Raw genomic sequence first — 26589 nt, 5'->3', positions numbered from 1 at the left:
AACAAACAAACAATTAAAACTCTAGAATTACAAAGTTTGCTTAAACTCTGAATCTTCCTTCTTCCTTCTTCCTTTCGATGTCCCCTCGCACCATGCGATGAGTTCGGACTTGTAATTTGTGAGGAAAAATTTGAGTTTTTTCAACTCATGAAATCGGAGGGTGCGTTGCGGCGAGGAACCAAATTATCCTCAGCGAGCGCAACGCTGTTCACTCATTCATGCAATCTCAAAACTATGATTAGTCTTCGTCCTCATCGAAGTCAAAACCGATATCATCATCATCGTCAACATCAGGTCCCAAGGCGTCATCATCAGTCTCAGCGACAAAATCGTCCTCATCAACCTCAACTTCCTCAAAATCCTCATCAGGCTCAAGATCCGACCCGCGCCCGATCTCAAAACCGCTCTCGATCGTATAAGCGCGGCGCGCAGTGCGGTCATCAAGTACCACATCCTCCTGTAAATCGTGGATGTCGTCATCAAACACAGCACCATCAAAACCCGCATCCTGCACCCCAGCATCCTCATAGGCATTGAACCCAGTACCAGCAGGAATCAGGCGGCCGATAATCACATTTTCCTTGAGCCCGCGCAGCCAGTCAGACTTACCTTCGATCGCAGCCTCAGTCAACACCCGCGTAGTCTCCTGGAACGAAGCAGCGGAAATAAAGCTATCAGTATTCAGCGAAGCCTTAGTAATCCCCAGCAACACCGGAGTATAATCCGCCGGCGCTCCACCAGTAATTGACATCGCCTCATTCACCTGCTCAACCTGCCGCAATTCTACCAACTCGCCCGGGAGCATAGTAGTATCGCCGCCATCTTCCATCCTGACTTTGTTGGTCATCTGGCGAACAATCACCTCGATGTGCTTGTCGGAAATATCCACGCCCTGAGACTGATAAACCGACTGCACCTCATTCACCAAAAACGTCTGCACCTGTTGGAAACTCTCCAAGGCAGCCTCAAAAGTAGACTGCCGCTCTTTGAGTACCTGGAAGAATACCTCCAGAATTTCGTGAGGATTAGCAGGCCCGTCGGTCAAAGCTTCCGCGACGCCTACGCGCTGTCCGTCGGAAACGATCGGGTTTTGACCAGGCAACAAAGGATACTCCTCAATCCGGCCATCATCCTCAATCACCGCAAGTTCCACAACATCGTCATCCGTAACCACGCGAGCCGTCCCCGGCCGCTTGGCTAAAATACAAGCTTCCTTCGGCTTCCGCCCTTCAAGAAGTTCCTCAATCCGTGGCAAACCCTGAATGATATCCCCAGTCTTTGCCCGCTCAAACACCAGAATCACCAAATTGTCACCCCGCTGCACCAAGTCGCCGTCGTCTACGTGCAGCACAGCACCAGCCGAAACGCGGTAAGGACGAGCCACCCTGAGCAAGAGTTTCGCCGGTTCGGTCTCCGACGCAGGTACAACCTTCACAACTTGGCCGGATTCTTCGAGAACAACCCCCGGAGCTATTTCGGTACCAGCCACCAGCAGTTGACCCGGACTCACATCCGGCGTACCCGCCACAGAGATCGAAATAGAATCCGCATCTCGCATCACCAACAGTCGGCGCACTGGTTCGCCATGCCCCTCACGGATGCCTCGAACGATACCCGCTTCTTTGCAGAGAATCTCGGTGCGGGCGACTACTGCCCCAGGCGCGATCGACTGCCCATCTTCGACCAACAGCCGCGTGTGGGTGCTGCCCTGAGTCGGATCGGCAGATACGTCACGCCGAATCACCAGCGATTCCAAAATCACTAACTGCAAGCGGAAAGTCTTGGAAGCTCGATCGCCTCCATCGGCTACTGTCATCGCCAATTCTTGCGACTCCGTACCGTCTTCAGGCGAACCCCAAGCTGGTCCCGAACCGTCCGCCCCAAAAGCCGTAGCATCGTCCTCATCCGGCAGCAGCTCGATATCCGCCGCCAGTTGCGGAGCTCCCGAACCAATTTCCAAGATAAGCTGAGTCCGCAGCAGTTCCAATCCCTCGACAGATTTGACGCGCTCCCCATCCTTATAAGGAAGTCGCTGCACCGCTTTCAAAGAGATCGACTCATTCAGCGCCGTCTGAGAAGGCACAGGTGGCTTATCCGGCACCGGAAACTCCACCACAGGCCGTAGCAGCAAAGCCGGGCCCTCGGGAGTTTCGATATACTCCGCATAGCCCAACTCTTCGGCAACCAAGCCGGGGAAAATTTCTTCACCGGCGTTGACGATTTGACCTTCTCCCAATGTTAGCGGCGGGCGGTCAACTACATGGAGTGTGCCCGGTTTGATCACAATTTCCCGGAGGATGTCATTTTTCTGAGTGATTTCCACTGCCCCGCTGGTTTGGCAGAAAATATCCTTAACGACTTCTGTACCGGCCTCAACGTACTGGCCGTCTTCCACCAGCAGCAATGAAATATCTTTATTTACCTCGTGGCACTCTTCCGGTATCCAGAGCAGAGTGCCGCCTTTAACGACTTCGTAGCCAAGTTTAGCTTTGCCGCGCTTGTGGACTTCCACCCCCCCGTACTTGACAATACCCCCTGTAGCTGTGCGGTAGCTGTCGTCGAGCAGTTCCGCCACCACTTCCCCGTTAATCACTTTGCTCCCAGGAGCCGTCTTGAGGGAAAACCGCTGCTTAGAAGATGTTTCGATGGTGTAGTGGTCCCGGCCGCCTGCACTTTCTGCCCGCACGACTGCTTGGTCGAGCAGGACTTGGGCGGTGATAATTTCGATTTCTCTGGGGTCAGCGATGCGGACTACACCGCCGTGTTCGGAGACGAGTTTAGTTTCGGCAATCACGCTTTCGGCCGGAATGCGATCGCCATTTTTCACCGCCGGTTCGGCACCAGGGGGCAAGTTGTACACCTCTCCTGAGAGAATCCAAATCAGCCCGCCTTTGCTGGCTGTGCGGGTTGTGTTCCCTTGGCGGTCGGTTTTTTCTTCAGGCACCAAATCAGCAAATTTGGCTTCTCCGGCTAAGTCGGAAGCCACGTCTGTAGTCACTTTTTCAGTGGTTTTGCGGGCGGCGCGACCGACGATCGGCACTTCTGCCAAAACTTGACCGGGAATGGCGCGCTGTCCGTCTTTGACCATCAGAGTAGAACCCTGGACGATCGCCAATTCGATTTTCAGTTTTTGATTTTTGGCGCCGGATTTCCCTTCTTCAAATCCGTCGCCCTCAAATACAAGTTTGCCGTTGTTTTCTGCCACCAGTGCTTCTTCGCCGTGTCTGGTGCGGAACGACCGAGTACGCAAGTTCTTGAATTTCACTACGCCCGGGAAGGGTGCGCGTTCTTGTTTGGCGACTTCTCCAGTGAATACGCCGCCGGTGTGGAAGGTACGCATGGTGAGCTGGGTTCCCGGTTCCCCGATCGACTGAGCTGCAATAATCCCGATCGCTTCTCCCATGTCCACCATTTTCAAGTGGGCGAGACTCCAGCCATAGCAGTGCTGGCAAACCGATCGGGTAGATTCACAAGTCAGGGGCGATCGTAAATACACCTCTGCGACCCCAGAATTACCAATTTCCGTCGCCAACTCCTCGGTAATTGGCTGATTTCTGACGGCTTTTTCGCTGCCGTAAGACACGATTTCCCCGGTTTTGGGGTGGACCACATCTCTGGCGAACACACGTCCTAGCAGCCTGTCCTTGAGGGGAATCAGCACCGTTGCTCCGTCCGTCATCGGTCGTACTCGAATTCCCCGCTGGGTGCCGCAGTCTACTTCCCGCACAATTACGTCTTGGGACACATCCACCAAACGGCGAGTCAAATAGCCAGAGTCTGCCGTCCGCAACGCTGTATCTACCAAGCCTTTGCGCGCGCCGTAGGAAGAGATGATGTATTCGGTAACGGTGAGTCCTTCGCGGAAGTTGGTTTTAATTGGCAAGTCGATGATTTCGCCTTGGGGGTCAGCCATCAATCCGCGCATTCCGACTAGCTGGCGCACTTGAGAAATGTTTCCCCGCGCACCGGAGAAGGCCATCATGTAGACCGAGTTTAGGGGGTCTGTGGCTCGGAAGTTTTTGACTACTTCGTCTTTGAGGTCTTCTGAGGTGCTGTTCCAGGTATCGATTACTTTTTGGAAGCGTTCGACTTCGGTGATTTCGCCTCTGGTGTATTTTTGTTCGGTGATGCGGATTTCTTCTTCGGCTGCATCGAGGAGCGATCGTTTTGACGGGGGCACTTGCAAATCGTCTACGCTAATCGAAACTCCCGCTCGTGTCGCAAAGCGGAAACCCAAGTCTTTGAGTTTATCGGCCATTTGCGCTGTACGGGCCGTTCCGTAGTGCATGAAAGACCAAGAGATTAATTTTTTGAGCTGACCTTTGTCAACAACTCGATTGCGAAAAACAATTTCCTTATTTTCTGTCATTTTTCTGAGTAGTGGTAATTGGTAACTTTTACTGCCGTTCGACTTCGGTTCCCCTGAGCGAAGCCCAAGGTTTCAGAACGTAGCCGAAGTATTGGTAATTGGTAAGTGGTAATTGGTAATTGATAAGTACAGCGGCGGGAAAAAACAACAAGCATTTTGTTTGTAGGGGCTGGTTTAGCGTATAAGGAATAGAGCTAAGCTAGGAGATGAATTGACTCACCTGCCCTTCCCCTAATAAAGTTTATTTGCACCTACCTAGTTAATTAGGTAATTGGTAACTTTTACTGCCCTTAGACTTTGCTCAGTTACCACGTCACTGAAGTATTTGTAAGTAGTAATGGGTGAATTTTCCGGTTTCAATCACTATTACTTGTTAGCGATCATTTTTCAGTTATTACCCATTACCTCTTACCCATTACCCCTTTCTAATTGTTAATTACCGATTCGATGGTTTGGTGATAGATAATCCGGCCCGGAGTAGTGCGAATGAACTGATTGAGTACCTTACCCTCTCCGTCTTCCCGAACCCGGCGGAACTTGTATTCTTTCGTCACGATACCGTCGCTAGAGCGTTCCACCTTCAGCGGTTCTCCTTCGGGTTCTGTGTTTTCTATGGCGCCTTGAAATCTCACCCACACATAAGAGTGCAAGTCAACGACTCCTTGTTCGTAAGCTACAACCGCGTCGGTAAGGTTGGAAAAATAGTGACCGGCTCCTTTTTGAGCGTCAGGATTTTCGGCTGTCAAGTAATAGCAACCGAGCACCATATCTTGAGAAGGAGTAACGATCGGTCTTCCGGTTGCCGGCGACATAATGTTGTTAGAAGCCAGCATCAGCAAGCGCGCTTCCGCCTGAGATTCCAGAGACAACGGCACGTGCACGGCCATTTGGTCACCGTCAAAGTCAGCGTTAAAAGCCGGACAGACTAGCGGGTGAAGCTGAATCGCCCTCCCGTCCACCAAAATCGGCTCAAAGGCTTGAATCCCCAAACGGTGGAGGGTCGGCGCGCGGTTTAGCATTACCGGGTGCCCTTCAATCACCTCCTGAAGCACGTCCCAAACACTGGGATCGTTGCGCTGGATCAGTTTTTTGGCAGCTTTGATGTTGTTGACCAATCCTTGACGGATCAAGCGGTGGATGACGAAAGGCTGGAAAAGCTCGATCGCCATTTCCCTCGGCAAACCGCACTGATGAATTTTCAGTTTCGGCCCCACCACAATCACCGAACGCCCGGAGTAGTCAACCCGTTTCCCCAGCAAGTTTTGCCGGAAGCGGCCTTGTTTCCCTTCAATGATGTCAGAAAGCGACTTCAGCGGGCGGTTGTTTGCCCCCACCACTGTCCGGCCTCGGCGACCGTTGTCAATCAGCGCATCCACAGCTTCTTGCAGCATCCGCTTTTCGTTGCGGATGATAATCTCCGGCGCCAGAATTTCTTGGAGTCTGGCCAAGCGGTTGTTGCGGTTGATTACTCTCCGGTAAAGGTCGTTGAGGTCGCTCGTTGCAAAACGCCCGCCGTCTAGCTGCACCATCGGCCGCAAGTCGGGGGGAATCACCGGAATCACATTGAGCACCATCCAATCGGGTTGAGATCCCGTAGCGATGAAGTTGTCAATTACCCGCAAGCGTTTAATTAACTTTGCCCGTTTTTGACCTTTAGCATTAGCAATATCTTCCCGCAACTTTTCCGCTTCACTTTCTAGCGGAATATTTTGCAGCAAAACTTGCAAAGCTTCAGCACCAATCCCCACTTCTACGCCCGTCAGTGTGGAATCTTCGCTGTAAAGTTCGTCTTCTATTTCCAGCCAAGCATCTTCGGTTAGCAATTGCTTGTATTGCAGTTTTTCGGCATTACCCGGATTCAGCACAACGTAGGCGTTGAAATAGACGATTTGTTCGACATCTCGTAGCGGCATATCTAAAAGAATAGCCATGTAACTCGGGATGCCTTTGAGATACCAAACGTGAGCTACTGGAGCTGCTAATTTGATAAATCCCATGCGATGGCGGCGGACGCGAGATTCAGTGACTTCTACACCGCATCTTTCGCACACAATGCCTCTATGGCGAACTCGTTTGTACTTGCCACAATGACATTCCCAATCTTTTGCAGGCCCAAAAATGCGCTCGCAAAACAAGCCATCCATTTCAGGTTTTAACGTGCGATAATTTATGGTCTCCGGTTTTGTCACCTCTCCAGTAATCTGACCGTTGGGTAAAGTTCTCTCTCCCCACTGTCGAATTCTTTCTGGTGAAGCTAACCCAATCTTGACGTAATCAAAGCGTTGTTCTATTTTAGCCATTCTTGACTCCAATTAATAATTTACAGTCGATTATTTGTGGTTGTTTATTTTTTTTGTTGCTTGTTTCAAGGCTTAAATCAATGTTATACTCCTCTATATGTGACGTGGTTTTTAATATCAGAGATAACACTTGACGAGACTCCAAAGTCATCAGCGATTTTAGAGATTAATTCTCTACCTCTAATTCTTTTTCGTACCTCAAGAGCTTGCTCGAAAGTCAATTTGCGATCGAGATACCCACCCATTCGAGGAACTGGAACCTCTTCGCCTGCTTCCTTCCAAGTGACGTGATACTTAATATCGTGTATGGTTTTGCGACCAACACTGTATTCCTGAGCTACATCCTTCACTCTCTCACCTGCTGCTAGTTTTTGCCTAATTTCTCGCACCTTTTCCCAGTCTAATTTGGCATTGGAAAGGGGATGACTTTTGCCTTGAGTGCGTCCTTTCTTAGAAGCATCTAATAAATTTTGAGTGCGAGTTCCACCCCAAAGATGTTCTGGATTAATACAACTGGGATTATCGCAGGTATGACAAGCATCCATCGAAGTCGGAACTTCACATCCTAATTTCTCTGCTAAAACAGCACGAGTAACTGATTGGGATTTCCCATTTTTAAAGTACCTGCCATAACCACCTTGACCATCCTTTGCACCTTGAAAAATTATGCATCCGCTGTCTTGAATTTCTCCTACAAAACCGGGGGGAACTGTAGTGAAGTTATGGGGAATTTTTGCCTGAAGTATCTTAGTAATAGTGTCATACTGTACGCCATACTCTTTTATTAGGTGGCTTTTGATGGTTCCAGCTAAATATTTACGCTGAATTTCCCGCAGTTGTTCGATAGAGAGTTGGCCAATACCCGGAATACTTTTGCGTCTGGGAGTTTTGCGCTCGCGCCCCATCATCTGCTGCGTATTCTCAGCCGCAGTTCCAGCTACGAGATGTGCTGGGTTGATGCAGCTTGGATTGTCGCAGATGTGGCAACCAAAATAACCGGAATCTAGAAATCCTGGTATTTTTGATTCGAGCACTAATCGGTGGACTAATACCGTTTTGCCCTGGATCCACTTGCGCCCGTAACCATTTTTCAGCTTGCTCCCTTGCCAGTTAATACAGCCTGTCGCCCGGTCAAATTCTCCTTCTATTCCTGGGACAACTGTTACAATAGTCATGTCAGCGTCTCTCCTGTTTAGAGCGTTGATTCGCCTCAGCAGTGTTCGTACCACTGCTGAGGCATTTTAATTTGAGATTGTCGATTAAAGATTCAAGAATTGAATGCTGTCAAAAAATCTTTAATCTTTAATCTTTAATCTTTAATGCCTAATCCTCGTCAAGTTCGTCACGAGAAAGCGATTCGTAAGTAGGCCGGGAGGGCGATCGCTTGCCCCCAGCATCTGCCATCAAATCCACCTCAACGTGCTCGCTGCCCTCGTCGGACGTATTCACCTTGTGCACAGCAATATCCAAGCACAAAGACTGCAACTCCCGCATCAGCACCTTGAAAGATTCCGGCGTACCGGGGCGCGGAATAGCTTTGCCTTTGACGATCGCATTCAGCGCTTCATTCCGTCCCTGCATATCGTCCGACTTCACAGTCAGCAACTCTTGTAAAGTATAAGCTGCGCCGAACGCTTCCAGAGCCCAGACTTCCATTTCTCCGAACCGCTGACCCCCCTGCTGCGCTTTGCCGCCCAAAGGCTGCTGCGTTACCAGCGAGTAAGGGCCTGTGCTGCGGGCGTGGATCTTATCGTCTACCAAGTGCACCAGCTTCAGCATATAGGCGATGCCGACTGTGACGGGGCGATCGAACGGTTCACCAGTTCGGCCATCGTAGACAATCGTCTTGCCGGGGTGCTTTTCATTAAACACCCAAGGCTTGCCGGTTTTTTCGCGCGCCTCCTGTAACTTGCCGTGTACGGTTTCCCGCGACTTTTCAGCGCCGTGCATTTCATCAAAAGGCACCATCTTGAACCGCATCGACAAATTTTCGCCCGCCCATCCCAGCAAACACTCAAAAATCTGACCCACGTTCATCCGCGACGGTACGCCCAAGGGATTGAGCACTATGTCAACCGGAGTCCCGTCGGGCAAATAAGGCATATCCTCCATCGGCAGAATCCGGGAAACAATACCCTTATTCCCGTGGCGGCCGGCCATTTTGTCGCCGACTTGAATTTTCCGCTTTTGAGCTACGTAGACGCGGACGACCATGTTGGCGCCGGGGGGCAGTTCGTCGCCCTGTTCGCGGGTAAACACCCGCACGTCCACCACGCGGCCTTTTTCGCCGTTAGGGACGCGGAGGGAATTGTCGCGCACGTCGCGGGCTTTTTCGCCGAAGATTGCCCTCAGCAGTTTTTCTTCTGGCGGTTGGTCGGATTCGCCCTTGGGGGTGACTTTGCCGACTAGGATGTCGCTGGCTTCTACCCAGGCACCTTTGCGGATAATGCCCTGTTCGTCTAGCTGGCGCAGCGCGTCTTCGCCGACGTTAGGAATTTCGCGAGTGATTTCTTCGGGGCCGAGTTTGGTTTGGCGGGCTTCGATTTCGTATTTTTCAATGTGGATCGAAGTGTAGACATCTTCGTACACCAAACGCTCGCTAATTAGCATCGCGTCTTCGTAGTTGTAGCCTTCCCAAGGCATATAAGCTACGAGGATGTTGTGGCCGAGGGCGAGTTCTGCCCCTTCGGTGGAGGAACCGTCGGCGAGCACTTGACCTGCTACGACTCGATCACCCTCATAAATCAGCGGACGCTGGTTTAAACAAGTATCTTGGTTAGAACGCTGATATTTTTGCAGTTCGTGTTCGATGCAGCCAGCATATTTTTGCTTCCAAACCGAGGGCTGTTTGACTTTGAGATCGTCGTATTCCTTAATCAGGAAATGTTCTTCGCTGGAATTAGATTCGGCATCCTCAGCTAGGGGTTTGACAATAATCCGGGTAGCGTCGATGTAAATCACCTCGCCGTCGATCCGGGAAACCACAACCATCCCGGAATCTCGCGCCGCCTGAGCTTCCAAGCCCGTACCGACGAGGGGCCGTTCTGGTTTCAATAGCGGCACAGCTTGCCGCTGCATATTCGATCCCATCAGAGCTCGGTTGGCGTCGTCGTGTTCCAAGAAGGGAATCAGCGATGTCGCGACGGAGACGATTTGCACGGGCGAAATCGCCATGTAGTCCACCTGCATCGGAGTGGTGGTAGTAAATTCTTGGCGGTAGCGGACGGCTACGGTTTCGCCCAAGAGGTTGTTGTTTTCGTCGAGGCTGATGTCTCCGGGGGCGACGCGCAAATCGTCTTCTTCGTCGGCTGTCATGTAAACAGGGGCTTTGTCGCGCAGCACCCGTCCTTTTTCTACTGGATAAAAAGGAGTTTCAATGAAGCCGTAGGGGTTGACGCGGGCGTGGGTTGCCAAGGAACCGATCAGACCGGCGTTGGGGCCTTCTGGTGTTTCGATCGGGCAAATCCGGCCGTAGTGAGACGGGTGAATGTCCCGCACTGCAAACCCGGCGCGTTCCCGAGTCAGGCCTCCTGGGCCCAAGGCGGAAAGCCGACGTTTGTGAGTCAGTTCTGCCAGAGGGTTGGTTTGATCCATGAACTGCGATAGCTGGGAGGAACCGAAGAATTCCTTGATTGCTGCTACCAGCGGTTTGGGGTTGACCAGAGAAGCGGGGCTGAGGGAGTCGGCATCCGAGACGGTCATTCTTTCGCGGATGATCCGTTCTAAGCGGTTGAGGCCGACACGTACTTGGTTTTGCAGCAGTTCTCCGACACTGCGGACGCGACGGTTGCCTAAGTGGTCGATGTCGTCGGTGGAGCCGATGTCGAATTCGAGGTTAATTAAGTAGTCGATCGCCGTCAAGATATCTTGGGATGTCAGTACCCGCATCGTATCCGGGACTGTCAATCGCAACTTTTTGTTGAGTTTGTAGCGACCCACTCGGCCCAAATCGTAGCGTTTGGGGTCGAAAAAGCGCGAGTTGAGGAGCTGTTCGCCGCCCGCCACGGTGGGGGGTTCGCCGGGACGGAGTTTGCGGTAGAGCTCCATCAAAGCTTCTTCTTCGCCGAATTGTCCTTCTTTCTCGATCGTTTTTTGGAAGTATTCCGGGTGCCGCAGGGAGTCGTAGATTTCGCCGTCGGTGAGTCCGAGGGCTTTGAGCAGAACCTGAGCCGATAGTTTGCGCGTTTTGTCGATTCTGACCCAGACTAAATCGTTTTTGTCTGTTTCAAATTTCAGCCAAGCGCCTCGGTTGGGGATGAGCGAGGCGTTGTAGGAACGGCGACCGTTTTTGTCGGTTTCCGATTTGTAGTAGACGCCTGGGGAACGCACGATTTGGTTGACAATCACCCGTTCCGCGCCGTTGATGATGAAAGTGCCGCGCTCGGTCATCAAGGGCAAGTCGCCGATGAAGACTTCTTGTTCTTTGATTTCCCCTGTTTCTTTGTTAATCAGGCGGGTGGGTACGTACATTTGCACCGAATAGGTGCTGTCCCTGCGCTTGGCTTCGTCCACATCATATTTGGGGCGTTTGAGTTTGAAGTCTTTGCCCATGAAGTGAAGTTCCAGCTTCCCCGTGTAGTCTGTAATCGGGGAGAAGCTGTCGAGTTCTTCGATCAGCCCGGCTTCTAGAAACCAGCGAAAACTTGCCCGCTGGATTTCGATCAAATCGGGCAAGGTGAAGGCGAATTCTGTGTAATCTTTAGTGGTCATGGGGGTCCTTTTTCCGCAGTGGCTCTAGCTTTTTACATGGCGCCAAGGCTGGGCTTTTTTACCTTGTTGCGTTTTTTTGATTGATTGTGTGAGAGAATTTATATGATGTTTTCGATCGCCTACCAACTGCTGCAACGGTTATTTTTGCGGGTTGCTCGCAGTATTTTTGTGCGGATTTTGGTTTCGATCGAGATGCTTTTAGCTCCGATCTCGTGGTTTTCCTGGGTAAATCCCCTACACTTTTGACTCCTAAAATTGACTTGACAGCTATGGCCAAATTGCTGAGGTTCCAAGTTTCTTCTGATGTGTAAGTTTGAGTGTGTAAGTTTGACGTATTGCGTGAAGTTGTGACCGATCCTGAAGGTTAGCGTACTCGCGTTGTGTTGGCCTCAAGCGGGCGACATCGCAGTCGCGGATACTAAGCCAACGCCCGATCGGTCAGTTCTTTTTATTATAGGACGCAAATCCGATCGCAACAGGCAACGCCAAAAGAATCTCCCATAAAGGATGAATCCGGTTTTTCGGGCATGATAGAAATGGGATTGTTCTGAGCGCGGGCTCCTAAATCGACCTGTTTTCCTCGTTTCTCTGTTCTGCTATAACTAAACTGAAAAGCCGAATAGCTGACAGGCATTTTCGGTGGTCTGCTGGGACAAAGTTAAGAGAGAAACTCCTCTCAATTTAGCAACTTGCTCCGCTACGTAGTAGACGTAGGCTGGTTCGTTGCGTTTTCCCCGCTGGGGTACGGGGGCGAGAAAAGGGCAATCTGTCTCGACTAGGATGCGATCGCTATTTACCATACAAGCTGATTCTTGTATTTGCAAGGCTTTTTTAAAGGTGACTGTTCCGCTAAAACTGATGTAGAAACCTAGGTCTAAAAACCACTGGGTTTCTTCGGGTGTGCCTCCCCAGCAGTGCATGACCCCGCGCACTGGCCCGCGTGTTTGCCAAAAGTTCCTCAGCATTTCGGCCATTGGGGCGGCGGCGTCGCGACAGTGGATAATGACTGGTTTGTCAAGTTCCTGGGCGATTGCAAGCTGTGCCTCAAACACTTTAAACTGGTGTTCTCGATCGTCAGCTTTATAAAAGTCCAGTCCGGTTTCGCCGATCGCCACTACCCTAGAGTCCGAATTCGCTAATTCCCTAATCTGGCTCGCCGTCTCGTCTGTCCACTTCTCGGCATCTAGGGGGTGGAGTCCAACCGCAAACGAGACTTCGGCAAACTGATTGGCGATTGCTTGAATGCCGGCAAATTCTTCTGGCTCTACACAAGAATGAACCAGCCGAACTACACCAGCTTCGCGCCAGCGTTCTCGAATGGCTTCTAACTCTGATTTGTAGGTCTCAAAGTTGATATGAACGTGAGTGTCGATGAGCTGCATGGGGGAAGCAGATTAGAGGTGATACGGGAAAGTCCTTGTGGGATAGGGCGAGGGGGGAGTGAGAGAGTCTGGGAGTGGGAGTGGGAGAGAGTGTGTGGGAAAAATCTTCCGTCTTCTTTCTTCCTTCTTCCTGCTTCACGCTTGACTTATTCACGCTTGACTTCTTCCCTCAACATCCATCCCTTCAATCTTGTACACTGCTTCGTTGGCGAACTTTCTGCTTCCTTAAGATGCTACCGAGGATGTTTCGTGCGGCTTGAGGGTTCTTGCCAAGCGGGACTTTTTGCGAGCGCCGTTGTTGCGGTGGAGTACACCTTTTTTGACAGCTTTGTCAATTTTGCTGTAGGCCTCAGACATTCGCTGCTGGACTTCTTGCATTAATTCCGGGCTGGGAGCTGCGGCGTACTTGTCTACGGCAGCGAAATACTTCTTCATCAAAGTTTTGACCGCTGACTTGTAAGATTTGTTGTACAAGCGGTTACGTTCGGCGATTTTGACTCGTTTGACGGCGGACTTAATATTTGCCATAGTTCAGTTGCTGGAAGTAGGTATTCATTGATACACCCTAGTCTCAAGACAGTCTCAAGACACGGGGATTTTGAAGGACAACCTTTTCGGGATCGAGCCGCAAAAAGCTTGATTTTTAAAGGCGGAGTGAGACAGCCAATTTTCCATTAGCTCAGATTGAGCTGAGTCTGTGGCTACTTTTTGGCGACGCCCGCGCAATAATTTTTTATTGACTCATTTAACTGCCTGCTTTTTACCCCTGACCATACCCAAAGGTATGACACGGGTGTTACAGAGGCGTTTTGCGGTGTTTCCACCGTCACGAGTTAAAGTCACGGTTTCTTGCGCGCAATTTTTAAGTATACAATAATTTGGCGTTTTTATATAAAAAAATTATCAGGTGTGGGAAAAACTAATATAGCACCTATTCTGCTTAAAATCCAATTCTCTGAAAAATCCAAGTTAAGCTATAACAAAGAATACGGGTTATTTGGGCTTCGGCAAGAAGCACTTACCGAAGGTAGAAGGTAAAAAGTAGAAGGTAGAAGGTAGAAGACAGCCGGATCAGAAGGTAGAAGGTAGAAGGCAGAATCAAAATTCTCCCGCTCGAACACTCACCCTCTCGGATATTATCGGGGTCGGACACTCTTCCCCTCTGCGTTCCAACCCTCTTCCTGGGCACCTGGTTCTCTGGCGGGCAATTCCTAGAGAAGGTTGTGACTTGTCCTCAGTGTTGCAAAATCCTCGACAGAGATTTAAACGCTGCACTGAAGCCTTGGAAAATGCCGCGACTCTCGCGGTTTAAGCTTGTGGACTGGTGGTGGCTTAATTCTCTAGGAGAACCCCACAAAAATCCCCAATTGTCAAGCAAATGTTAGTGAAGTTATAGACGGCATTCCTAATCTCCATGCTGCGAATCATTACTCAGTGGGTTGAGGCACAAGCTGAACTGCGACGGATCTGCGATCGCACCCATGACGAACTTGTCGTTCACAAAGAAGCCACCGTGCGGGAGGTGCTGCAAGCTGTAAGGCGCAGAGGCGATCAGGCTGTGCTGCACTACACTGCTGAATTTGACCGCATGACCCTAAATGTGGAAGATTTACGGGTGAGCGGCGCCGAATTGGATGCTGCTTATCAGCAGGTGTCAAAAGAATTATTAAATGCCATCCGGCTGGCTTGCAAACAGGTAGAGGCGTTTCACCGACAGCGCGTCCCGAAGTCTTGGGTGCAGTTTGGCGATGACGAGATTGTTTTGGGCAAGCGCTACACGCCGGTTGATCGAGCGGGAATCTACATTCCTGGGGGTCAGGCGTCCTATCCAAGCTCGGTGATCATGAATGCGGTTCCTGCGAAGGTCGCCAAGGTTCCGAGACTGGTAATGTGTACTCCCCCCGGACAGGAGAAGAAAATGAATCCTGCGGTGCTGGTAGCGGCTCAGGAAGCGGGAGTTGATGAGATTTATCGGGTAGGCGGGGCGCAGGCGATCGCGGCTTTGGCCTACGGTACGGAAACTATTCCGAAGGTGGATTTAATTACTGGGCCGGGGAATATTTACGTCACCCTAGCTAAAAAACTCGTTTACGGGACTGTGGGGATTGATTCTCTGGCTGGCCCGTCGGAGGTGCTGATTATTGCGGATGGTTCGGCGAATCCCGTGCACGTGGCTGCGGATATGTTGGCTCAAGCTGAGCACGATTCGATGGCGTCGGCAATTTTGCTGACGGCGGATTCGGTGCTGGCTAGGAAAGTGGTGGCTGAGGTAGACAGACAGTTGGCAAATCACCCGCGCCGAACTTTAACAGAAAAGGCGATCGCCAACTATGGTTTAGTCGTAGTAGTTGACTCGCTCAAAGCCGCAGCGGAACTCTCTAACGAGTTTGCCCCGGAACACTTGGAATTGCAAGTTGCCGATCCCTGGGCTTTGCTCGACCAAATTCGCCACGCTGGGGCGATTTTCTTGGGCTGCTCGACGCCGGAAGCTGTGGGCGATTATTTGGCTGGCCCGAATCACACTTTGCCGACTTCTGGGGCTCCGCGCTATGCGTCGCCGCTGGGTGTCGAAACTTTTATGAAGCATTCGAGTTTGATTCAATATTCGCCTGCTGCACTTAAGAAGGTGAGTAAGGCGATTAATGTTTTGGCGGAAGCAGAGGGGCTTCCTTCTCACGCTGATTCTGTGCGGCTGCGGACTGAAAATGAGGGAAAGGGTGAGTTTTAGATGGTAGATTTAAGTAGATGATCGGCAAAATACAGAGGTAGTCAAAAGCGAGTGAAATGCAATGAAAGGAAGCAATTCTCTTGCGATTATGGTAGCTTTACATTCTGTGACCAGCGGCCCAGTTTATTTGCACCTACCTACTTACGCACTGCGGGCTTAAGAAACCCGGTTTCTTCAAGTATCTTGCTTAAATGACGCAATTATGTTAAGAAACCGGGTTTCTGGGTAGGTAATAATGATGTTGGTGGCAAGCGCGAAATTGTAGAAAGTAGGCGACAATCAACGAAATATTTAAAGTCTAAATATCTGAGATTTAAAGGTGCATGGTATTGAATACTGTTTTGGTAGCGATCGACAATTCAGAGCTTGCAGAACGGGTTTTGCAAGTTGTAGGACAATTTCAGCTAGAACCGACGGCAAAGGTGATTCTAGTTCATGTTGTGAGTTCTGGTACGTCGGATTTTGACGCGGTTGTCGATCGACCTCACGCTCAGGGAGATCAGATTGCTTACCGAGAGGTGGAGAAGTTACTGCAATCTTATCAGGAAAAGTTGCCTTGCCAGAGCGAATTGGAGATTGTTTCAGGAGTACCGGCAGAAGAAATTGTGCGTTTGGCTCATATCTATAAGGCGGATTTAATTGCGATCGGCTGTCGGGGTTTGACAGGTTTAAAGCGGATTTTGGAGGGCTCGGTGAGTGCTGAGGTTGTCGCTGAGGCTCCTTGTTCGGTGTTGGTGGTGCGCGCTAAGTAAGGGGAATTGAACCGCAGGGATGGACAGGCGAGACGCCTGTTCCAGGGAGATTTACAGTAGTTAAAAGTTGTAGGGTGTGTCAGCCAAGAGTTATTGAAGTCGCAGATAATATAACGAGAGCTGAGGCACCCAAATATAAATTTTTGTTGATTTAGAATGTTAATTGTTGTATAGATTTAAGACTCGTTTTGAAACAGCCGTTATGCTGTCAGCAGGATAAATGTTTGATGAGACATTGGCTTGAGTCTCTGGAAGACAGATAAGCGATCGTCTGGTAGATGTCGATCGCCTGTTAGGTATGTCTCGCAAAATCAACATCGATCTCATATGGTTGTGTAGTAAGATCCGCCAATAGTTCTACACTCTTTGTTTTATTACGATAGTTTGATAATTTCACACACTCAGATACAATTCGGTGTAGTCTGTCAAACCGTTAAAAAAGCAATTCCATTAAATTTTAGTAACTGCAAAGGCTATGACTAAAAAACCGCATCGCTTGGTTCCGCAAGTTCTGGCTGCTGGTTTGACCCTGTTTGGGGCGGCGGGTTGTTCTCCTGTCTATTTCAGTCAAGGACTTGCTGGGGCCAATCAAGGACATTTTAAGGGTGCTGTAGCTGATTATAATCCGAAGATCGACTTTAATGCCAACAATGCTATTGCCTATCGTTGGAGTGAGATCCAATATAAACCAGAGAAAAAAGAAGACTGGAGTACAGACGACTATTATAAATTAGGCTTTTTTCTCCTGTTTGCGGGGATGGCTGGTGTAGCTGTCTATTATAAACTAGCTCCTACATTCGCTGATACCTACAACAATCGGGGTTTAGCTAAGTATAAACTAGGAAAAATAAAAGAGGCACTCTCTGATTATAATCAGGCGATCGAGCTTAATCCCAAACTACCTTCTGCCTACTTAAATAGGGGTTTAACCAAGTCTCGCCTCGGGAAAAAAGAAGAGGCGTTATCCGATTATAATCAGGCGATTGACCTCGATCCTAAACGAGCTGCTGCCTACGTCGGTCGAGCTTTACTCAATCATGAACTAGGAAAAAAAGAAGAGGCGCTATCCGATTATACGAAGGCGATAGACCTCGATTCAAAACTAGATGTTGCTTACGTCGGTCGTGGTTTAGTCAAGTCTGACTTAGAGGAACAAGCAGAGGCAATAGCAGATTATACAAAGGCGATCGAGCTAAATCCCAAAGATGTTGGTGCTTACAAAAATCGGGGTTTAGCAAAGTTTAGTGTAGGAAGAATAGAAGAGGCGCTGGCAGATTATAATCAGGCAATCGCTCTCGATCCCAACGATGCTGATGCTTACAACAATCGGGGTAACGTTAAGTATGAACTAGGGGAAAAAGAAGAGGCACTGGCAGATTTTGTTAAAGCGAACAACCTGAATCCAAAATTAGCTGTTGCCTACTACACTCAGGGTTTAGCCAAGTATCGTCGAGGAAAAATAGAAGAGGCCCTCTCTGATTATAATCAGGCGATCAACTTGAATCCCAACTATGCTGATGGCTACAACAATCGTGGTTTAGCCAAGTATAACCTAGAAAAAATAGAAGAGGCAATCGCAGATTATAATCAGGCGATCGACTTGAATCCCAAATTAGCTGCTGGTTACAACAATAGAGGTTTAGCCAAGTCTCGCCTAGGAAGAATAGAAGAGGCGCTGGCAGATTATAATCAGGCAATCGCTCTAGATCCCAACGATGCTGATGCTTACAACAATAGGGGTAATGTGAAGTATGAACTAGGGGCAAAACAAGAGGCGCTGGCAGATTTTGTTAAAGCGAACGACCTGAATCCAAAATTAGCTGGTGCCTACTTTAATAGGGGTGTAGCTAAGTCTGAAGGGGCGGAAAAAGCAGAGGCGCTGGCAGCTTTTTCTAATGCGGTTAATTTGAATCCAAAATTAGCTGTTGCCTACTTATTGCGGGGTAATATCAAGTGTGAGATGGGCAATCAAGAAGAGGGGCTGGCAGATTTTCATAGGGCGATTCACCTAGATCCAAAATTTTCTGCTGCCTATGTCAATCGAGGTAATGCCAATTATGCCCTAGGGAAAATAGAAGAAGCGATCGCAGATCATACTAAGGCGATCCACCTCGAACCTAAATTTTCTGCTGCCTATGTCAATCGAGGTAATGCCAATTATGCCCTAGGGAAAATAGAAAAAGCGATCGCAGATTCTAATAAAGCGATCGCCTTGAATCCTAAACTAGCTGTTGCCTACGTCTTGCGGGGTTTAGCCAAGTCTGACCTTGGGCACAAAGCAGAGGCGCTGGTAGATTATAATCAGGCGCTCGAGCTCGATCCCAAATTAGCTGTTGCCTACAACAATCGAGGTGCTGCCAAGTCTGAGCTTGGGCAAAAAGCAGAGGCGCTGGTAGATTATAATCAGGCGCTCGACGTCAATCCCAAATTAGCTGTTGCCTATGTCAATCGGGGTAGTGCCAAGTCAGAGCTTGGGGACAAAGCAGAGGCGATCTCCGATTATAATCAGGCGATCGAGCTCGATCCCAAATTAGCTCTTGCCTACGTCGAGCGGGGTTATGTCAAGTACGATCTTGGAGAAAAAGAAGAGGCGATCTCCGATTATAATCAGGCGATCGAGCTTAACCCCAATTATGCTGATGCCTACTACAGTAGGGGTTTAGCTAACTCTGCCCTAGGAAAAACAAAAGAGGCTATCGCAGATCGTACTCAGGCGATCGAGCTTAACCCCAACTATTCTGATGCTTACCACACTCGGAGTGTAGCTAACTCTGCCCTAGAAACAGCAGAAGAAATACTCGTAGATTATACTCAGGCGATCGACCTTAATTACAACAGTGCTAATGCCTACTTCCGTCGAGGTAATTCCAAGTCTGACCTAGGGAAAAAAGCAGAGGCAATCGCAGATTATAATCAGGCGCTCGAACTCAACCCCACAGATGCTGTTGCCTACAACAACCGGGGTTTAGCCAAGTATAATTTAGGAGAAAATGAACAAGCGATCGCAGATTATAATCAGGCGATTCACCTTAATTCTTGCTATGCTGATGCCTACAACAATCGTGGTTTAGCTAAGTCGGCCCTAGGGCAAACAGAAGAAGCAATCGCAGATTATAATCAGGCGCTAGACATTAATTCTTGCTATGCTGATGCCTACTTAAATCGGGGGTTAGCCAAGTCTGCCCTAGGGCAAAAATCAGAGGCGCTCTCGGATTATAATCAGGCCATCGACATCGACCCCAAACTAGCTGTTGCCTATAATAATCGCGGTAATGCCAAGTCTGCTCTAGGTGAAAAAACAGAGGCACTCACAGATTATACTAAGGCGATCGAGCTTAATTACTACAATCCTCATCCCTACTACAATCGGGGTTTGACTAAGTATAATCTAGGGGAAAAAGAAGCAGCGATCGCAGATTATAGTCAGGTAATCGAGCTTAGTTACTACAATGCTCATGCCTACTACAATCGTGGTTTAGCCAAGTCTGAGCTAGGACAAAAAGCAGAGGCGATCGCCGATTATCAAAAAGCCGCGGACTTGTACAAGTACCAAGGAAATACAAGTGATTACCAAGAGACTATTAACAAAATTCAAGAATTATCAGCAGAGTAGCGAGTTAGAGATTATTTTGAGAAACCCACAGAGGAGATTTTGCCTTTGGGGAATATTTATCAAGCCGATTTAATTGAACCGCACAACCGCTGCAATGGGTAGAGCAGATATCAACCAAATTGGTGCAATCCCTTACTGTGCAAATTATCCTCGATGTGCTGCATTTCCTTCATATCCTCACCCGCAACTATCCCGTAAATTTCCGTGTAGATTTTCCCGTATTTAACCTTCTCTAAAGCTGACAAAATTATCAAGTCCTTGCGATCGAGTTCTGGTTTCAGCGTGACAAGAATCGATTCCAAAGTGCCATCCATTCGCCAGCTACTGGAATATTGAGCCACCTCCTTTCCCAGCCCCAGTAAGGTATGGCGCTGCACACAAAGCGGAGTCGATCCATTAACTCGGAAATTGGCATCAATGGCATACAACTGTCCCTCAGAGTCTTCCAGCACGTCGAAGCCAATAACGCCGAAATAACCCTGTTGGTGAGCATATTTACCAATAGCGGCAATCATCTCAAAAAACCTACTCATGTCGGTTTCGCGGTAGTGAATTAGTCCCCCTAAATAGCTGCCCTCTGGGGTGACAAGTTGACTGGTAGTGCCGATAAGCGTGATATTTCCCGTTTTGCTTACATAGAACTGCACGCAGTAGTTCTGCACTTCATTTTTGACGAATTCCGAGACAATAATCGTATCCAGCAACTTAATATCGAGATATTTCCTCACTTCCTGCAAGCAGTAGTTCAGATCGCTAGCACTTTTGATAATATAAGTGCCTTCTCCAGAAAGTCCGTGGGATGCTTTAATCAAGTAGGGGAATTGCTCTGGTAACTGAATGCTTTCGAGATTGACTTCGTGCAGATTGTAGGTTTGGTATTTCGGACATTGCACGCCTAATTCTGCTAGCGTGGCTTTGCTGAGTAAGTGGTAGTGGATGTCAGGATGGACGGCGTGTTTTTCGGGTTTGAGATTGTCGAAGGGAAATAGAGTGAGAAGTTTGTCAAAGCGATCGCTTACGCTGAGATCTTCGAGATAAGTTGAGCAGTCTATCATCTCCATACTGCTGTAGCTGAAGCCAAAATGCTCCCGCCAATAATCCATCAGCGAGTTCGGCGGCTGATTAATCACAATCCCTGGGATAGCATCGCCTAACACAGCCAGATTTTTCCAAGGTTCCTTCTGACCAATCTTGTCGAAAGAAGTTTTGGTGGCTTCACTGCTGCCGTCTTGAATAAAGTATTTTTTTCTGTTGGGGTAAGCAGCCCAACTGGCAGTGGCAGGGTAATTTAGGATGAACGCATAACGTGCATCTGTGATGTCTGCAGCAAACAAATCGGAAAGAGAATTACCCTGAAAGTAAGGAAAGTCGTATGTTGAGTTCATAAGAAACCTTCAAGTCGAGTTTGAATTGAACTGTTTGCCCGGCCACTAAGTAGCTCGACATAATTAAAAGTAGGGTGGGCAATGCCCGCCCTACAAATTGAAAAAATGTTTATTGATGTCAAGCTACTTAATACCTAGGAAACAAGATATTAGTTGCGGAATTTTCACACTCTCCAACTAGAGAGAATGCAACCTCAATAATTTCAATGATGGACGAGTTGTTTTTTCTTAGTGAACGCAGCCACCTTGTCCATTTCTGAGGTTCTATAAGCACAAGCCATGTCCGTTGAGTTATGCGCCCAGCCAACCCGCCCTTGAGGGTCTATGAGGATGCACCCAGCTTCTCCTGCCACCTTAGATGCCAGAGTCTCAATTGCGATCTGCGCTGCTTCATCTGGGTGCTTGCCGGACGCTAGAATGTCGATCGCCGTCTTAGCCAGAACTACTGGCATAATCGACTCGCCATCGCCTGTTGTCGAGCAAGCGCCCTGTTGACTGTCAGCAAACAAGCCTGAGCCGATAATGGCGCTGTCGCCGACGCGACCGGCGGGCTTATTCATAGTGCCGCCTGTTGAGGTACCGGCAACTAAAGTGCCACTACTATCCAAAGCTACACAACCAACGGTATTGGGGCGGTCAATAACTTCTTTTTCCTCCTCCCACTCTTCCTGTTGCTCATCCGCGATTAAGTCTTCTTTTGTACACATCTCGGCTCCACTTTCAGCAGCAAAATGTTCTGCGTGATCCGCTACTAAGAACATGGGTTTTTTATCCATAATCTTTCGCGCCACTGAGATGGGATGGCGCACGCCTTGAACATTTGCAAGGGCTCCCCAACCTAACGAACCGCCTTCCATTATCGCTGCGTCTAACTCTACCTCTCCCTGGTTGTTGAGAACCGATCCAAAACCTGCGTTAAATGTCTGGTCAGCTTCCAGAACCCGGATAGCTGCCTCAACAGCTTCTGCTGCTGTACCCCCGCTTGCGAGCACTGCCCAACCAGCTTCTGCTGCTGCGGTACAGCCTACATTGTTGGCTGCAACCTTGTCTTCTGTGATGGTTTTTGCTCCACCGTGAACAATAATACTCAGTACCATAAATTTCCTTTTTTTTATCTGAAGCTCTACTTAAAAATTCCTTATATCAATCAATTTATTATAAGCAATTCTTAAGTAGTTTCTTTGATGCTAGTTATATAGCCTAGCTGTGTTGAATTTAGGGTTCGTCTATCTTCAGATATAATTATTTTTGTCGATATTTGTATTCCTACCGACCTAGCTATTTACGAATTATTAATATAGATGTTGCTAAAGTTATGTCAATAGTTTGATCACATTTAGCTTCGAGTTAGTTAACGAACTTGAAAGAGTGAGGGAATAAAGATGAGGTAAAACTTAAGGGGATGCACTACACCTTAACAGGCAAAATTGCTAAACGTGAAGAATGAGACTTTGAGAGAAAAGAAGTGCGATCGACCTTCACATCACTCTGAGCCTTTCTACTGACCCGCCAAAAACCCGCGCAGCCGCAACAAACTAGCCGTTTGACCCAAATTCAGCATTAACAGCGGCACTCCCGTGCGATCGCTAATTCGGCGGTACTTTTATTGCTGTGCTAAAATCGCTACTTTTACTGTTAACAAAAGTTGCAATCTTTTTTATAGAAACCGCAAATAAAGCCATATAAACGCATATGCAAATTACAAATTACTCTAAATTTATTTAGCTTACTTTCCTAAAAGTCAGGTTAATTCTTGGCTCAGTAACTTTGGCTGCTTTCGGGATTTGGTGTTGCCAAAAATGCTGAGTTCTTCCTTTCATCAGCAGGAGGCTTCCAGGAGTTAATTGAATTTCTAATTTCGTTTGTTTTTGGTATTTGTGCCTGAGCATAAAACGACGAGTAGCCCCAAAACTTAAAGAACCGATCGCTGGGTTTTCACCAAGTTCTGATTCATCATCACTGTGCCAAGCTACACTATCTTTGCCGTCGCGATATAGATTAAGCAACACGCTGTTAAACAATGTACCTGCTATTGCTTCTATTTTAGATTTGATTGTTATGAGTGTAGGTGTCCATAGATTAGGCTCCATTTTTATTTTGGAGTAAGTGTAAGATTTACCTGCATCTCCGTACCATGCGCTAAGTCGCGGTATAGCGACTTGCTTGCCAAAAAGTAGAGCCACCTCTTGCTTCCAATTAATAGTGCCGTACAATTCCGCAAATATCTCGTTGCTCTCATTGTTATTGAAGAAGTCGCGGTACATGATTATTTCGGCATCAGGCAGAAATAATTGCTGACCATGCTTCTGGCTTTCTGCTTTTGGCTCTTCCCACAATGAAAGTTGATTATACATAAATCTGCTCGCTGATTACGTTTTACTGAAATTTATAAATATACAGTTGTTGACACAAGCACTGCCCAGCTTTACCATTAATCATGTCAAGCTAATTTTAGCATTTTATCAAGACAAGGATAATTACTTTTCCCCAACTTACAGCTAATGTTGCATACAGAATTGGGCGAAAAGTCTAGGATATGTTCCGGTATGTTTTTAGACAGGGACATAAGTTTAGATAATGTCAGAAAAATTCGGTTACTCTTGCTTTTTTCTTCCTTGTCCGCGATCGCTGCTTTGATCGATCTTGACCTAATCCTAGTCCTCAATGAAGCGATCGGGCTTCACATCACTCTGAGCCTTTATGCTTACCCGCCAAAAACTCCCGCAGTCGCAACAAACTAGCTGTTTGCCCCAAATTCAGTGGCAGCAGCCACACTCCCTCCAACCGAGACTGCACCCAACCGTCGCCCCAATACCACTCGTGAAAAATGAAAATGAGCTCCCCCTCCAACAATGTAGCGATCGAGCTTTGGACTTTTATGATTAATCTAAATTGTGTGGCCGGTCTTTGATTTTTGTGCGATTTGTTAAAGTATACTGACAGCGTTCCCAATAAATTTTAGAGACGGCATCGCCCTGATTCTGACGCCAACACTCGGCAAACAGCCGGGCCGCCTCAGCAAACTTCCCTTGCAAGTAATTTGCCCTAGCTTCTGCAAACAATTCCAGCGTAGCTAACTTCCCCACTTTGATTTCAGGCGGATCAGCATCAAAAACTTCATAAACCGTCACCGCTTCAGATTTTCCCTTAACTTTTACCGTATCGAGGGTGCGGATTGCGTACTCGGATGGATTTTGTAAACGCGAGTAAGTTTCCTGGGTGATTAATACCGACACCCGATAATTTTTCGTCAAACTTTCCACGCGAGAAGCTAAATTCACCGCATCGCTGATTACTGTCCCGTCCATGCGATTTGGTCCGCCCACCGTTCCCAGCATCAAAGTTCCAGTATTGATGCCAATCCCAATCTGAATTGGCCCATAGCCAGAAGTAGCGCGATTTTGATTGTATTCAACGAGGCAATCCAGCATGGCAATTCCCGCTTTCACAGCATTATCAGCTTCCCCACTAAATAGCGCCATAATCGCATCGCCAATATATTTATCAATAAACCCCTTATTTTCATTAATAACAGGTTCCATACGAGAAAGATAGGAATTGATGAATTTGAAATTATCCTCCGGCGTCATACTTTCCGAAAGCGTAGTAAAGTCCCGAATGTCGGAAAATAGCACCGACATTTCTAACTGCACTTGGTCGCCCAATTCCACATCAAGGATGCTTGCTTTCTCTAGAAAGTGGAGGAATTGATTGGGGACAAAACGCTCGTAAGCTTTGTTTAGCTGGAACAGTTCATTGGTAAACCTGATTCGCTCAGTTTCGGCTTTTTTGCGCTCTGAGATATCTTGAAAGGCTACAATTGCATAAGAAATATTGTCGTTTTCATCATAAATTGGTGTACCCCAAGCTTCGATCGGAATAATCTTGTTGCCTTGGTGAATTTCCATATCATCTACAGTGGCACTTTCGCCACTCAACGCCCGCGTAGTTGGCAATTCGGCAGAGGGATATTCCTCCTCTGTTCCAGCTTGATAGATTTGATAAACGTCTGGTATTTGCTCGGTGGTGACTTCAGGAATAACTCCTTTACCCAATAATTGAATAGCAGCGCGATTACTATAGTAAAGTTTGCCAGAAGCATCCAGCACTGACACCCCCACTGGAATTGCTTCTAAAAATTGAGCGAGTCGGTTCTCACTTTCGCGGACTTCTGTATAAAGCTTAGAATTTTGGATCGAGATCGCCGCTTGTCCAGATAACACTTTTAATAGTTCCACTCTTTCTGGGGTAAAAGCTCCGGCTGTGAGATTGTTTTCTAGGTAAACAATACTAATTATTTGAGCTTGGTTAATCAGCGGCACGCATAAAATTGATTTGGGCTGATGCTTTTGGATGTAGGGGTCGTTGGTAAATTGTCCCTCTCGGACAGCATCATCTAGTACCACGCTTTCTTGAGTGCGGGCCACATAATTGACAATTGCGGAGGAAAGTTCTTGACAATCTTCAAGGGGGATTGACTGCAAAACGGTGACTTGTTCAGAATTTATTGTCCCTTCAGCTTCAATTAACAGCGTTCCCTGGCTGGACAAAATCAGATAGCCTCGTTGCGCCCCTGCATTTTCCATCAAAATTTTCATCAAACTAGACAGTAGTTTATCTAGCATAATTTCACCTGAAATCGCCTGAGAAGCTTTCATCACCGTGGTGATATCTAAGTTGTTACCCGAACCAATGGCCGTCACTGAGGCGGTAGTGTTAGTGTTTTTTCTTCCCGATTGAATTGCCCCCAATAACTGGCGATATCGCGTTTCTAAATCTGTTACCTTCGCAGTAGCTCCCCATTGGACATAACAATAGTACGCCTCAATCATGTAGGTTTGAGCAATTTTTTCTTTGCCCCATTCTAGATAAAACTTGGCAGCTAGTTCATTAGCAAGGGCTTCTTCGTTGAGGAATTGATTTGCTTTGGCAAGGGAGATGGCGCGATCGTACAAGTCGATTGCCTCAGCTTTATTGCCAAAAACGCGATGTTTTTCAGCCTCAACCAAATACCATTTATGCAGATAATTCATGGGAGCATTTTGCGCCCACTGTTCCAGAGTCGTTTGATGGGCTTCCGCCTGAGTAATAATTTCAGCTTGTTTAACTTCTGGCTGTGTGGAGAAGAGCGCCAAGTGAGTCAGAGCTGCATAAAAATGGAAAGCGGGAACATGAATCAATCCCGATACTGCCATTAAATACTGTTGGCCGTGGGCAATGTGGTCTAGGGCAGCGGTGTAATTACTAAAGGAGTAAGCAAGCAAGAGTTTGTAGATGTATAGCAATCCTAAATCATTATCATGAGTACGGTACAATTATATGCAATACTTGATTATGACAAAAAAAATGA

General features: G+C 48.0%; 14 protein-coding genes and 1 pseudogene. 5 read left to right on the top strand and 10 right to left on the bottom strand.

Annotated features, from left to right (window positions below):
• Positions 1 to 238: 238 nt before the first annotated feature.
• The 4 genes from QUA42_RS23270 to rpoB all read right to left on the bottom strand — a co-directional run bounded on the left by QUA42_RS23270 (position 239) and on the right by rpoB (position 11379).
• Positions 239 to 4369, bottom strand: a complete 4131-nt coding sequence (locus QUA42_RS23270; RefSeq protein ID WP_333140478.1) for a DNA-directed RNA polymerase subunit beta'' — start codon at positions 4367 to 4369, stop codon at positions 239 to 241.
• Positions 4370 to 4794: 425 nt separating this feature from the next.
• The gene (locus QUA42_RS23265) at positions 4795 to 6669 is read right to left on the bottom strand and encodes a DNA-directed RNA polymerase subunit gamma (protein WP_333140476.1); all 1875 of its coding nucleotides are present in this window, start codon (positions 6667 to 6669) and stop codon (positions 4795 to 4797) included.
• 83 nt (positions 6670 to 6752) lie between these two features.
• Positions 6753 to 7844, bottom strand: a complete 1092-nt coding sequence (locus tag QUA42_RS23260; protein ID WP_333140474.1) for an HNH endonuclease — start codon at positions 7842 to 7844, stop codon at positions 6753 to 6755.
• Between the two features lie 148 nt (positions 7845 to 7992).
• On the bottom strand, positions 7993 to 11379 hold the full coding sequence (gene rpoB / locus QUA42_RS23255) for a DNA-directed RNA polymerase subunit beta (protein ID WP_333140472.1): 3387 nt from the start codon (positions 11377 to 11379) through the stop codon (positions 7993 to 7995).
• Between the two features lie 102 nt (positions 11380 to 11481).
• On the opposite strand from rpoB, the gene QUA42_RS23250 reads away from it, so the two are divergent.
• On the top strand, positions 11482 to 11625 hold the full coding sequence (locus QUA42_RS23250) for a hypothetical protein (protein ID WP_333140470.1): 144 nt from the start codon (positions 11482 to 11484) through the stop codon (positions 11623 to 11625).
• A 356-nt stretch (positions 11626 to 11981) separates the two neighbouring features.
• Here the strand turns inward: QUA42_RS23250 and QUA42_RS23245 are convergent, their stop codons facing one another.
• Together QUA42_RS23245 and rpsT are read right to left on the bottom strand one after the other, a co-directional pair.
• Positions 11982 to 12761 (bottom strand): TatD family hydrolase, encoded by a 780-nt coding sequence (locus tag QUA42_RS23245; protein ID WP_333140468.1) that lies wholly within the window; start codon positions 12759 to 12761, stop codon positions 11982 to 11984.
• Between the two features lie 225 nt (positions 12762 to 12986).
• Positions 12987 to 13289, bottom strand: a complete 303-nt coding sequence (rpsT, locus tag QUA42_RS23240) for a 30S ribosomal protein S20 (RefSeq protein ID WP_333066838.1) — start codon at positions 13287 to 13289, stop codon at positions 12987 to 12989.
• Between the two features lie 886 nt (positions 13290 to 14175).
• On the opposite strand from rpsT, the gene hisD reads away from it, so the two are divergent.
• The 3 genes from hisD (at position 14176) to QUA42_RS23225 (ending at position 19854) form a co-directional block, all read left to right on the top strand.
• Complete coding sequence (hisD, locus tag QUA42_RS23235; RefSeq protein ID WP_333140466.1) at positions 14176 to 15489, top strand: histidinol dehydrogenase; 1314 nt, start codon at positions 14176 to 14178, stop codon at positions 15487 to 15489.
• Between the two features lie 323 nt (positions 15490 to 15812).
• Positions 15813 to 16241 (top strand): universal stress protein, encoded by a 429-nt coding sequence (locus tag QUA42_RS23230; RefSeq protein ID WP_333140465.1) that lies wholly within the window; start codon positions 15813 to 15815, stop codon positions 16239 to 16241.
• 475 nt (positions 16242 to 16716) lie between these two features.
• Positions 16717 to 19854, top strand: coding sequence for a tetratricopeptide repeat protein (locus QUA42_RS23225; protein WP_333140463.1), 3138 nt, complete (start codon positions 16717 to 16719; stop codon positions 19852 to 19854).
• Positions 19855 to 19964: 110 nt separating this feature from the next.
• Here QUA42_RS23225 and QUA42_RS23220 read toward each other — a convergent pair whose 3' ends face one another.
• The 3 genes from QUA42_RS23220 to QUA42_RS23210 all read right to left on the bottom strand — a co-directional run bounded on the left by QUA42_RS23220 (position 19965) and on the right by QUA42_RS23210 (position 23593).
• Positions 19965 to 21239: a carbamoylphosphate synthase large subunit gene (locus QUA42_RS23220; protein ID WP_333140461.1), complete on the bottom strand. Its 1275-nt coding sequence runs from the start codon at positions 21237 to 21239 to the stop codon at positions 19965 to 19967.
• Between the two features lie 203 nt (positions 21240 to 21442).
• Positions 21443 to 22336 (bottom strand): isoaspartyl peptidase/L-asparaginase family protein, encoded by an 894-nt coding sequence (locus QUA42_RS23215; RefSeq protein WP_333140459.1) that lies wholly within the window; start codon positions 22334 to 22336, stop codon positions 21443 to 21445.
• A gap of 624 nt (positions 22337 to 22960) precedes the next feature.
• Positions 22961 to 23593: an alpha-ketoglutarate-dependent dioxygenase AlkB gene (locus QUA42_RS23210; RefSeq protein ID WP_333140457.1), complete on the bottom strand. Its 633-nt coding sequence runs from the start codon at positions 23591 to 23593 to the stop codon at positions 22961 to 22963.
• 346 nt (positions 23594 to 23939) lie between these two features.
• On the opposite strand from QUA42_RS23210, the gene QUA42_RS23205 reads away from it, so the two are divergent.
• Entirely contained in the window at positions 23940 to 24125 is a 186-nt protein-coding gene (locus QUA42_RS23205; RefSeq protein ID WP_333140490.1) for a hypothetical protein, read from the top strand.
• Here the strand turns inward: QUA42_RS23205 and QUA42_RS23200 are convergent.
• Positions 24122 to 26521: pseudogene (locus tag QUA42_RS23200) on the bottom strand (adenylate/guanylate cyclase domain-containing protein); the annotation flags it as partial. The gene QUA42_RS23205 and the pseudogene QUA42_RS23200 sit on opposite strands and share 4 nt — an antisense overlap.
• Positions 26522 to 26589: the final 68 nt, after the last annotated feature.

Source organism: Microcoleus sp. Pol11C2, assembly GCF_036701505.1.
Lineage (GTDB): Bacteria > Cyanobacteriota > Cyanobacteriia > Cyanobacteriales > Microcoleaceae > Microcoleus.
This window is presented reverse-complemented; position numbering and strand designations above follow the sequence as displayed.

Bases quoted from the DNA above. Each gene is read 5' to 3' on its own strand.
- QUA42_RS23270 (WP_333140478.1), bottom strand. From the start codon at position 4,369: ATGACAGAAAATAAGGAAATTGTTTTTCGCAATCGAGTTGTTGACAAA.
- QUA42_RS23265 (WP_333140476.1), bottom strand. From the start codon at position 6,669: ATGGCTAAAATAGAACAACGCTTTGATTACGTCAAGATTGGGTTAGCT.
- QUA42_RS23260 (WP_333140474.1), bottom strand. From the start codon at position 7,844: ATGACTATTGTAACAGTTGTCCCAGGAATAGAAGGAGAATTTGACCGG.
- rpoB (WP_333140472.1), bottom strand. From the start codon at position 11,379: ATGACCACTAAAGATTACACAGAATTCGCCTTCACCTTGCCCGATTTG.
- QUA42_RS23250 (WP_333140470.1), top strand. From the start codon at position 11,482: ATGATGTTTTCGATCGCCTACCAACTGCTGCAACGGTTATTTTTGCGG.
- QUA42_RS23245 (WP_333140468.1), bottom strand. From the start codon at position 12,761: ATGCAGCTCATCGACACTCACGTTCATATCAACTTTGAGACCTACAAA.
- rpsT (WP_333066838.1), bottom strand. From the start codon at position 13,289: ATGGCAAATATTAAGTCCGCCGTCAAACGAGTCAAAATCGCCGAACGT.
- hisD (WP_333140466.1), top strand. From the start codon at position 14,176: ATGCTGCGAATCATTACTCAGTGGGTTGAGGCACAAGCTGAACTGCGA.
- QUA42_RS23230 (WP_333140465.1), top strand. From the start codon at position 15,813: ATGGTATTGAATACTGTTTTGGTAGCGATCGACAATTCAGAGCTTGCA.
- QUA42_RS23225 (WP_333140463.1), top strand. From the start codon at position 16,717: ATGACTAAAAAACCGCATCGCTTGGTTCCGCAAGTTCTGGCTGCTGGT.
- QUA42_RS23220 (WP_333140461.1), bottom strand. From the start codon at position 21,239: ATGAACTCAACATACGACTTTCCTTACTTTCAGGGTAATTCTCTTTCC.
- QUA42_RS23215 (WP_333140459.1), bottom strand. From the start codon at position 22,336: ATGGTACTGAGTATTATTGTTCACGGTGGAGCAAAAACCATCACAGAA.
- QUA42_RS23210 (WP_333140457.1), bottom strand. From the start codon at position 23,593: ATGTATAATCAACTTTCATTGTGGGAAGAGCCAAAAGCAGAAAGCCAG.
- QUA42_RS23205 (WP_333140490.1), top strand. From the start codon at position 23,940: ATGCTTACCCGCCAAAAACTCCCGCAGTCGCAACAAACTAGCTGTTTG.